At 39.8% G+C, this 11523-nt stretch carries 7 protein-coding genes, 1 pseudogene and 1 riboswitch; all 8 genes and pseudogenes read left to right on the forward strand.

Features of this window, described 5'->3' with window-relative positions; genetic code table 11:
- Positions 1-38: 38 nt before the first annotated feature.
- Positions 39-737 carry an AzlC family ABC transporter permease gene (locus NQ540_RS03830; RefSeq protein ID WP_039848741.1) on the forward strand — a complete coding sequence of 233 codons (699 nt, stop codon included), beginning with the start codon at positions 39-41 and terminating at the stop codon, positions 735-737.
- Positions 730-1053 carry a branched-chain amino acid transporter permease gene (locus NQ540_RS03835; protein ID WP_005605134.1) on the forward strand — a complete coding sequence of 108 codons (324 nt, stop codon included), beginning with the start codon at positions 730-732 and terminating at the stop codon, positions 1051-1053. The genes NQ540_RS03830 and NQ540_RS03835 overlap by 8 nt, the downstream gene beginning before the upstream one ends.
- A gap of 110 nt (positions 1054-1163) precedes the next feature.
- Positions 1164-1961: a TIGR00282 family metallophosphoesterase gene (locus tag NQ540_RS03840; RefSeq protein ID WP_005605135.1), complete on the forward strand. Its 798-nt coding sequence runs from the start codon at positions 1164-1166 to the stop codon at positions 1959-1961.
- Positions 1962-1983: 22 nt separating this feature from the next.
- Entirely contained in the window at positions 1984-4539 is a 2556-nt protein-coding gene (gene mutS, locus NQ540_RS03845; protein WP_039848742.1) for a DNA mismatch repair protein MutS, read from the forward strand.
- A 3-nt stretch (positions 4540-4542) separates the two neighbouring features.
- On the forward strand, positions 4543-6453 hold the full coding sequence (mutL, locus tag NQ540_RS03850; RefSeq protein WP_005605137.1) for a DNA mismatch repair endonuclease MutL: 1911 nt from the start codon (positions 4543-4545) through the stop codon (positions 6451-6453).
- Between the two features lie 11 nt (positions 6454-6464).
- Positions 6465-6899, forward strand: a complete 435-nt coding sequence (gene msrB, locus NQ540_RS03855) for a peptide-methionine (R)-S-oxide reductase MsrB (RefSeq protein WP_005605138.1) — start codon at positions 6465-6467, stop codon at positions 6897-6899.
- A 388-nt stretch (positions 6900-7287) separates the two neighbouring features.
- Entirely contained in the window at positions 7288-9657 is a 2370-nt protein-coding gene (locus NQ540_RS03860) for a phosphoketolase family protein (RefSeq protein WP_005605139.1), read from the forward strand.
- A 590-nt stretch (positions 9658-10247) separates the two neighbouring features.
- A riboswitch (Lysine riboswitch) is annotated at positions 10248-10391 on the forward strand.
- Positions 10392-10545: 154 nt separating this feature from the next.
- A pseudogene (locus NQ540_RS03865) lies at positions 10546-11328 on the forward strand (transporter substrate-binding domain-containing protein); the annotation flags it as partial.
- Between the last annotated feature and the right edge of the window lie 195 nt (positions 11329-11523).

Genomic DNA, 11523 nt, shown 5'->3' on the forward strand with positions numbered 1-11523 from the left:
AGTGGACTTTCAATCTTTTTTTGTTTTTAGGAGAATGTATGAACGAATTGAAACAAGCATTTAAGATTAGTTTACCCATCTGTTTCGGGTATATCTTTTTAGGAATTGCATTTGCACTCTTGATGTCACAAGAAGGATTTCCGGCTTGGGCTTCTATTTTTTCAAGTATTTTTGTATATGCAGGATCCATGCAATTTGCTCTTGTCTCATTTATGAGCGCAGGGATGAGTTTTTGGATGATTGCTTTAATGACTTTATTTATTAATGCCAGAATGTTGTTTTATGGCGTTGGCTTTATTGAAGAATTTAAAAAGTTGGGCTGGAAAGCATTTTATTTAATCTTCGCCCTATCAGATGAAACCTTTTCTCTCTTAGTAGGGATGAAACAAACGAAAACTGATACCGACGAAAATGTAATGGTCTATGTTGGGCTCTTAAACCATTTCTATTGGGTCTTTGGTACAGTCATTGGAGTAGTCATCGGCGAATTTCTTCCGTTCTCCACAAAGGGAATCGACTTTTCAATGACGGCGCTTTTTGTCGTGATTCTTGTGAACCAATTGAAGAAGGCTGATCGTTACTTCCCATTTATCATTGGAGGCGTGAGTGCCATTTTCTGGTTAATTCTTGTTGGAAAACAATATTTTCTTGTGTGCGCCTTAGCGACAACGATGATCGGTTTAATTTCAATCTTCGAACGTGAGAAACTACAAATGAAGGAGGAAGAAAATGAGTAGCACGTATATTATTCTTGCTCTTATTACTAGTGGAGTCGTGACCTTTGCAATTCGATTATTTCCGTTTTTAGTACTCCGCAATCAAACGAATTTATCCTCCCGTATGCAGTTTATTTCGGCGGTCTTGCCACAAGCGATTATTACGATTTTAGTCGTTTATTGTTTGAAGGATATTTCGTTTATAAACGCACCATTTGGAATTCCAGAACTCATTGCAGTCGTAATTGTAGTGTTATTGCAGTGGTGGAAAGAGAATACGCTGCTGAGTATCTTTGTCCCAACGGTCATTTACATGGTGTTATTACAAGTGATGTGAAATTAACATATATGTTAATTGAGTTCCATACTACATGGTTGTATCTAGGTATTTTCCAGCCTTATTTTATGGTAAAATAGAGCTACATTGATTTAGAAAGAGGCACTCTTATGAAATTACTATTTGTTGGCGATGTTGTCGGATCTCTTGGAAGAGAGATGGTCGCACAATACGTCCCAAAATTAAAGAAAAAATATAAACCGCAAATCACTGTCATTAATGGGGAAAATGCTGCCCATGGAAAAGGAATTACGGAGAAGATTTATAAGGAGTTATTGCAGGCTGGTGCAGACGTAGTAACGCTTGGGAATCACGCCTTTGATAACAAAGCGATTTTTGATTTCATTGAAGATGCCACAAAAATGGTACGACCGCTGAACTATCCAGCAGGAGTTCCAGGAAAAGGAATCGTTTATGTAAAATGTAACGACAAAGAAGTGGCCGTCATCAACTTGCAAGGCCGTGTCTTTATGAATACATTGGACGATCCTTTTGCAAAAATCACAGAGGCAGTTGACGAAGCGAGAAAGAGAACTCCGATTATCTTTATCGACTTCCATGCCGAAGTAACGAGTGAGAAACAAGCATTGTCTTGGTACTTGGACGGAAAAGTGTCTGCCGTCGTTGGAACACATACGCATGTCCCAACAAATGATGCCCGCGTTCTACCGCAAGGGACAGCCTTCCTTTGTGATGTGGGAATGACAGGTCCGTATAACGGAATTCTCGGAATGGACCGCGATATTATTATTACGAAATTCCTCAATCAATTACCGGCAAGATTTGAAGTGGCAGAAGACGACGAAGGCCAATTAAGTGCTTGTTTGATTGATATTGATGATAAAACGGGGAAGGCGAAATCCATTCAACCGATTCGTATTACTCCAGATGCACCATTTTTTGAATAAAATATTAGAAAGAGAGTCCGAAATGCCACAAAAAACGAAACACACACCGATGATGCAACAGTATTTTTCGATTAAAGAAAAATATCCTGATTGCTTATTGTTTTATCGACTAGGTGATTTTTATGAATTGTTTTATGATGATGCGATTGAAGCAGCACGACTTCTCGAAATTACACTAACCAGTCGAAATAAAAATGCTGAGGACCCAATTCCAATGTGTGGGGTTCCGCATCATGCCGCAAAAGAATATATAAAAACGCTGATTGAACTTGGAAAGAAAGTAGCCATTTGTGAGCAGTTGGAAGATCCAAAGCTTACAAAGGGAATGGTGAAGAGAGACGTTGTTCAAGTCTTGACGCCTGGGACGTATACAGAATATCAAGCGCAAAATCAAAACCATTATTTAGTATCGATTTTACCGCTTGTTGGGAAACGATATGCACTCTCATATGTGGATGTGTCAACTGGGGAATTAAAAGTGACACAACTTGAAAACTTAGAAGAAGTGCGTAGCGAATGCTCAAGTTTACTATGCCGTGAAGTCGTTCTTGTCGATAGTGATGTGACAGAAGAACTTCGCCATCTGTTTACAAGCATGCAAATCTTGATTTCAACGATTGAAAAAGATGAAATTAATGCAGAAGACTGCACAGACTTAGTCTCAGAACTAGAAGATGAAGCTTCCGTTCGATGCGTACAAAATCTATTAAGTTATTTGAAACTGACTCAAAAGAGAAGTTTCTCGCACTTACAAAAAGCACAAGCATATCAAAGCGAGTTCTATCTCTCAATGAATTATGAGACAAAACGTAACTTAGAATTAACGATGACAATCCGTTCCAACCAAAAACATGGGTCACTATTCTGGTTCTTAGACGAGACGCAAACGGCGATGGGTGGACGTCTCCTCAAACAATGGCTTGAAAAACCACTTGTATTAGAAGGAGCGATTCAAAAACGCCATGCATTAGTAGAAACATTGAACCAACATTACTTCGAGCGTACAGACTTTATCGAAACATTGAAACGTGTGTACGACTTAGAAAGAATCGTGGGAAAAGTGTCATTTGGAACCGCCAATGCACGAGACCTCTTGCAACTTAAACAAACACTTAGTCAAGTACCAATCTTTAAATCGATTGTGGATAGCTTGGACTCAGAGGCATGGAGCGCTCTTGGAGAAAACTTATTCGACATTCCTGAGTTATACGATTTAATCGACCGTGCCATCGACGAAGATGCGCCACTGACGATTTCAGATGGAAATATTATCCGTTCAGGATATAACGCGACACTCGATACGTACCGCGATACGATGAAACACGGAAAAGAATGGATTGCTTCTCTCCAACAACAAGAACGTGAGCAAACAGGCATCAGTTCATTGAAGATTAGTTTCAACAAGGTGTTTGGGTACTATATCGAAGTGACAAAATCAAATCTATCGAAACTCGATAGTAGCCGCTATGAGCGTAAACAAACGCTGGCGAATGCGGAACGTTTTATTACGCCTGAATTAAAAGAAAAAGAAACGCTCATTCTAGAAGCGGAAGAAAAATCAAGTGCACTCGAATATCAATTATTCGTAGAAGTGCGTGAACAGGTGAAACATTATACGGCCGAGTTGCAACAATTGGCAAAAACGGTCGCAACGATAGACGTCCTGCAAGCCTTCAGTGTGGTGAGCGAACGTTATCACCTGGTGAAGCCTACGATTTCAATGAAGAACCGTAGACTCTGGATTGAGGATGGTCGCCATCCGGTTGTTGAAAAGGTGATGGGACAATCAACGTATGTTCCAAATAGCATTTCAATGAGTCCAGACGAGCATATTCTTCTCATTACTGGGCCGAATATGTCCGGTAAATCGACTTACATGAGACAATTAGCGCTCTGTGTGATCTTAGCGCAAATCGGATGTTTTGTACCTGCTAAGAGTGCAACGATTCCAGTCTTTACGAAAATCTTTACCCGTATTGGGGCTGCTGATGATTTAATTTCTGGACAAAGTACATTCATGGTAGAGATGATGGAGACAAACCATGCACTTCGAAATGCCGATGAAACAAGCTTGCTATTGTTTGACGAAATCGGACGTGGAACGGCTACTTATGATGGAATGGCGCTCGCTGAAGCCATCATCACATATATTCACGAGCATTTATCTGCAAAAGTATTATTCTCAACACACTACCACGAGTTAACAAGACTCAGCGAGAAATATGCAGATTTACGCAATGTGCATGTGGGAGCCGTTGAAGAAAATGGCGAAGTGGTCTTCTTGCATAAAGTATTAGAAGGTCCTGCTGATAAGAGTTACGGAATTCATGTGGCGAAACTGGCTGGGCTGCCAACAGAGCTGTTAAAAAATGCCAGCACGATTTTAAATCATTTAGAAGCTAAAGGGGCAGCTAATGAAAATAGCACCTTCGTGGAACAAGTATCGCTCTTTGAAGAAGAAGCAGAAACTATGCCTGAATGGGTTCGCGAGCTTAAAGGATTAAACTTAATGAGCATGACGCCAATGGATGCAATGAACATCCTGTATAAATGGCAACAAATAGAAAAGGGTGAGTAGTGTATGGGAACCATTAAAGAATTAAGTCCATTACTGACAAACCAAATCGCAGCAGGGGAAGTCATCGAACGTCCTTCTTCTGTGGTGAAGGAATTGCTCGAAAACGCGATTGACGCTGGCAGTACTCGTATCGAGATTGAAATCGAAGAGAGTGGTCTTCGCAAGATTCGCATTCAAGATAACGGAAGTGGGATGACGAAAGAGGATGCTCGTATGTCGATTAAACGTCATACAACGAGTAAACTCTATTCGCCAGAACAACTCTTTAGAATTCGTACACTTGGGTTCCGTGGTGAAGCCTTAGCGAGTATTACGGCCGTATCGAAAGTGACGCTGACAACTTCTACCGGAGAAGACAGCGGCGTAGAGTTAAAGATCGAGTCTGGTGAAATCAAAGAAGAGAAGACCGTTCCACCATTAAAAGGAACGACTTTCCTAGTTGAAGATTTGTTTTATAATACACCGGCTAGGTTGAAATTCGTTCGTACATTGCAGACGGAGTTAGCTCATATTACGGATGTAGTGAGTAAAGCATCTCTCAGTCACCCAGAAATTGCCTTTATTTTAAAAAATGACGGTAATCTGTTATTGCAAACTTCTGGGAAGGGTGAGTTGCTGCAAGCAGTCGCAGGAAATATTGGACCCGTAAATGCTCGTAAGATGTTACCTTTTAGTGGAGAAGACGAAGATTTCAAAGTATCAGGATATACGTCGCTCCCAGAACTCACTCGTTCAAACCGCAATTACTTATCGATTTTCATTAATGGACGACCAATACGCAATATGGCAATCGCAAAGGCCATTACATTAGGATACGGATCCACATTAATGGTCGGACGATTCCCAATTACCATTATTTCGATTGAAATGGACGTACAACTCGTTGATGTGAACGTGCATCCAACGAAACAAGAAGTTCGAATCAGTAAAGAGCAAGAACTTTCTCTCGTAATTCAAAAAGCGATTAGAGAGGCGATACAGGGTGTACAACGCATTCCTGAGTCGATTGAAGACTTGTCCTTCAAACGCAAAGAAAACAGGGTAGAAGCTCCAAAACCAGTCCAACAAACTTTGGAGTGGCAATTGAAGACACCTATTGTGGAGCCTACTCGCGTAGAAACACCTTCTTATTCAGAAAATGTAAGAGAAGAAGTGGAAGTTCTACCGGTCGATGATGCGCCTATTCAAGTAAGGAAAGTAGTTGAACCTGTCCTTCAAGAAAAACTCGTGGACAGCCACGATGACCATGCAGACTACTTGAAATTAGCTGAGAAAATCGATACACAGCCTTTCGAAAAGGAATTCCCAGAATTGCATTATTTTGGACAAATGCATGGAACTTATTTATTCGCGCAAAACGAAAAAGGCTTATATATGATTGACCAACATGCCGCCCAAGAACGGATTAAATATGAACAGTTCAAAGTGGAGATTGGTCAAGTAGGCCGAGTCAGTCAACCACTAATGGTTCCGATATTACTGGAGTTCTCGAAGAAGGATAGCGTGAAATTGGAAGAACGATTATCCCTTGTTGAGGAGTTTGGAATTGAGATGGAACCATTTGGACAAAATACCTTCCAAATTCAATCGCATCCAGCATGGATTAAGAAAGGGCAGGAGAAGGCGATTATTGAAGAGATTATCGACTTTATCTTGGCCGACGAGAAGATTACGGTAGCTAAATTAAGAGAAGCTACAGCGATCATGATGAGCTGTAAAGGTTCGATTAAAGCCAATCACCACTTAAGTGAATGGGAAGCACGTCAGTTATTAGTGGATTTAGCAAAATGTAAAAATCCATATAACTGTCCGCACGGTAGACCCGTACTCGTTCATTTAACGAATAAGGACTTGGAACATCTCTTCAAGAGAATTCAAGATCCGCATCAAACGAAACGACAACAATTTGAATAGGAGAGACCACGATGGAATTTTCAAAAGAAGAACTAAAAAAACGATTAACAGAAATTCAATACGAAGTGACTCAAAATGAAGCCACAGAAAGACCTTTCTCAGGAGAATATGATGATTTCTACGAAGAAGGAATCTATTTAGATATCGTCAGTGGTGAACCACTTTTTAGCTCAAAGGATAAATTTGATGCAGGATGTGGATGGCCATCATTTTCAAAACCAATTGAAAATACAACTCTAACGGAGAAAGAAGATTACAAACTAAGCCGTAAAAGAACTGAAGTAAGAAGTGGACAAGCAGATTCACATTTAGGACACGTCTTTGAAGACGGTCCAAAAGAATTAGGTGGACTACGTTATTGCATTAATTCAGCGTCTCTTCGCTTTGTCCCAGTTGATAAACTCGAAGAAGAAGGTTACGGAGAGTTTCTTCAATATTTTAAATAAAGATCTGTTTGAACCTTATTATATGGAAAATCCGGGGTGGAAACCTCGGATTTTTTGATCCTATCATACTTTTTATGAACGTTTTATTGCGGAATGAACATAAAAAATGGTAATATAGAGTGCTCGATGAATTAAATGATCAAAAAATCGAGATAAAACAGTCAAATAAATGTGGTTATGAACGTTTTCGATTTCTAAATAACCGTTTCGAAAACAGGAATATTTCCTACAAAACAAAGAAAACTAATGTATTTTCTGAAGGTTCTAATGCTTCTTCTTGACAGAGGCTACAGGCTATGGTAAATACTTGTCGATTAAAAAATGATAATTTTTTGAATCGGCTTTTCTGATTTTTTAGGAAACCAAAAACAAGAAGGGAAGAAAATACATGACACAATTTGATACACCAGAATACTTAGCAAAGGTGGATGCTTGGTGGCGTGCAGCGAACTACATTTCAGTAGCTCAAATGTACTTAAAAGATAACCCACTTTTACGTCGTCCAATCCAAAAAGAAGACGTTAAACTTCATCCAATCGGACACTGGGGAACAATCGCAGGACAAAACTTTATTTATGCGCACTTAAACCGTGCTATTAATAAATATGATTTAGATATGTTCTACATTGAAGGACCAGGTCACGGTGGACAAGTAATGGTTTCTAACTCTTACTTAGATGGATCTTACACAGAGTTATACCCACAAATCACTCAAGATGAAGCAGGGTTCAAACAATTATGTAAAATCTTCTCATTCCCTGGAGGAATTGCGTCTCACGCGGCTCCAGAAACTCCTGGTTCAATTCACGAAGGTGGAGAATTAGGTTACTCATTATCACATGCTACAGGTGCTGTTTTAGATAATCCTAACGTAATTGCAGCAGCAGTTATTGGTGACGGAGAAGCAGAAACGGGTCCTTTAGCAGCTGGTTGGTTCTCAAACACATTTATCAACCCAGTAAACGATGGTGCAGTTTTACCAATCCTTTACTTAAACGGTGGTAAAATCCACAACCCAACTATTTTAGCTCGTCGTACGGATGAAGAGTTAACACAATTCTTCAATGGTTTAGGATGGGATCCAATCTTCGTAGAAGGAACAGATCCTGAAAAAGTTCACCCATTAATGGCTGCTAAATTAGATGAAGCTATTGAAAAAATTCAAGCGATTCAAAAAGAAGCTCGTGCTAAGAGCGCCGAAGAAGCTACAATGCCTCATTGGCCAGTATTAGTAGTACGTACTCCTAAAGGTTGGACAGGTCCAAAAGAATGGAACCATGAACCAATCGAAGGTGGATTCCGTGCTCACCAAGTTCCAATCCCAGTATCTGGAGAAGCTATGGAACATGTCGATGCATTAGTGGACTGGTTGAAATCATACCGTCCAGAAGAATTATTCGATGAAAATGGTAAATTAGTAGAAGAAATTGCTGCAATTTCTCCTAAAGGCCCACGTCGTATGAGCATGAACCCAATCACTAACGCAGGGGTTGTAAAACCAATGGAAATTACTGATTGGACTAAACATGCCATCGATACATCTAAACCAGGTGCTATCCAAAAACAAGATATGATTGAATTTGGTAAATTTGCTGCTGACTTAGTTAAAGCAAACCCAGATAACTTCCGTATCTTTGGACCAGACGAAACTAAATCTAACCGTTTAAACGAAGTCTTCAAAGCAACGAACCGTCAATGGGTTGGTCGTCGTGACGAAAGCTACGATGAATGGATTTCACCAGTTGGTCGTGTTATCGACTCACAATTATCAGAACACCAAGCTGAAGGATTCTTAGAAGGTTATGTATTAACAGGTCGTCACGGATTCTTCGCATCTTACGAATCATTCTTACGTGTAGTTGACTCAATGATTACTCAACACTTCAAATGGTTACGTAAAGCTAAAACTCACGCTCCATGGCGTAAAAACTATCCATCATTAAACTTGATTGCAACATCAACAGTGTTCCAACAAGACCACAATGGATATACTCACCAAGATCCAGGTTTATTAACACACTTAGCTGAGAAAAAACCTGAATTCGTTCGTGAATACTTACCAGCGGATACAAACAGTTTAATGGCTGTTATGGCTGAAGCTTTAAGTTCAGAAGATAAAATTAACTTAATCGTTTCTTCAAAACACCCACGTCCACAATTCTACTCAGTAGAAGAAGCTAAAGAATTAGTGAGCGAAGGTTACAAAGTAATTGATTGGGCTTCAACAGTGAAAGAAGGAGAAGAACCAGACGTAGTAATTGCTGCTGCAGGTACTGAACCTAACTTAGAAGCATTAGCAGGTATTTCAATCTTGCACAAACAATTCCCAGAATTGAAGATTCGCTTCATTAACGTAGTAGATATCTTGAAATTACGTTCTCCAAAAGTGGATCCACGTGGTTTATCTGACGAAGAATTTGATAAATTATTTACTACTGATAAACCAGTTGTATTCTGCTTCCACGGTTATGAAGGTATGATTCGTGATTTATTCTTCGATCGCAACAATCATAATGTTCATATCCACGGATACCGTGAAAACGGAGATATCACAACTCCATTCGATATGCGTGTATTATCTGAAATGGACCGCTTCCACGTTGCTAAAGACGCTGCAGTTGCTGTATATGGCGAAAAAGCTAGCGAATTTGCTGCGAAAATGGACGAAACTGTGGAATTCCACCACAGCTACATCCGTGAACATGGGGAAGATATTCCTGAAGTTGTGAGCTGGCAATGGGAAAATGTGAATAAATAATTCATCTAATAGGGTGCCTCAGAAATGAGGCACTCTTTTTTGTGCTGAGAAGAATATAAAATATAATAAATGATTACTCCGGAACCTTCGGTTTCTGTAAAAATCGCTGTAGTGGGGTACCGGCGCAAGCCTTGGTCTTGCGCCTTTAAAGCCTCAAAAAGGGAGTTAGGAATTTATTCCTTACTCCCTTTAATTCGCATTTAATACGATTCCCCACCACTGCGATTATAGAAACTCGAAGTTCCTTCGTAATCATTTAATTTTTAGTGCAAAAAAAACAGTCATTTCTAAGGCAAGCTGTTAGTGAATGAGGGAGGGGAAAGAGGGAGTAAGACAGAAGGAAAAATTGACTCACAGTGTGAGTCGATTTAATTTCGTAGTCTTATCCTCGCAAGGCTGATTGGGATAAAGCAAATCACGAGTGATGAAGCTTTATCCAATCAGCTACTGCGTAAAGGTATCTAAGTGAGTCTTATTTCGAAATATAATATAAATTATAATTTTGTTAGTAATTTTCAAAAAATGAAAATATAGGGGTTGACTTTCAAAAAATTATGTGTTAATTTATGTTCAACAATTAAATCAAATGGTTATTGAACTGAGGTGCGGATGACAAGAGTACAGGAAACTGGAAAGGGGATTTCGCCGAAACGTGAAAACGTTGGGGGCTGGTCATAATAGGTCAGTCACTGTCATGATATCTGCCCAGATACTCATGAAGTGCAATCAATTACCGGGCAAAAGAATGACTACTTATGACTTTTTTTATGGGGAATCACGGCTTTTGTTCGTGGTTCCTTTTTTGTGTGTGATGAGTGAACCAGTTTGATAATCGAGAAGGAGAGAAAGAAAATGAAAAAAATTTTAGGCGCAATTGCAGCTTTAGCAATGACAGTAGGATTAGCAGCGTGTGGAACCCCTGTTAGTCAAGGAACAGCCAATCAAAACCAATTAGTGGTAGGGATGGAAGCTGGTTATCCACCATTTAACTGGACTCAAAACGACGATTCAAACGGTGCGGTAAAAATTCAAGGGACAGACCAATACGCTGGTGGTTATGACGTTGAAATCGCAAAACGTGTAGCTAAACAATTAGGAAAAGAATTAGTCATTGTTAAAACGGAGTGGGATGGCTTAACACCAGCTCTTGTTTCAAGTAAAATAGATGCAATCATTGCTGGTATGAGTCCTACTGAAGAGCGTAAAGCGACAATCGACTTTACTGATTCTTACTATGATTCACAATTAGTATTAGTCGTTAAAAAAGGTTCTAAATACGCAAATGCTACTTCATTAGCGGATTTCTCTGGTGCTAAAGTAACAGCTCAATTAAATACTTTCCACTACTCAGTAATCGACCAAATTCCTGGTGTCGACAAACAAACTGCTATGGATAACTTCCCAGCAATGCGTGTGGCTTTACAATCTGGAACAATTGACGCTTACGTTTCTGAATTACCAGAAGCAATTTCAGCTCAAGCAGCAAACAGCGACTTCGTAATGGTTAAATTAACAGATGGCTTCAAAACATCACCAGAAGACACACAAACAGCTGTTGGTGTGAGAAAAGATAGCTCACTAACAAAAGAAATCAACGAAGCATTAAAAACAATCTCTAGCGAAGAACGTCAACAAATTATGGAAAACGCAATTAAAAATCAGCCAGCTGCAGAGTAGGATGTGAGACATCGCGTTCAGAAATGGAACGTTGGACCGGAACGCCGGAAGGGACTCGGAACGAGTCGTGCGGACGTTTCGGGAAACGCACGCCATTTCTGCGATGGCGAGCTCAACTTTATAGAACTTTGAGTTTAACAAGCCCGAGTTCAACTACAGGATGGCAGAAAGACAGAAGCTAATAAAAAT

This window comes from Granulicatella adiacens ATCC 49175 (assembly GCF_025150565.1).
Classification (GTDB): domain Bacteria; phylum Bacillota; class Bacilli; order Lactobacillales; family Aerococcaceae; genus Granulicatella; species Granulicatella adiacens.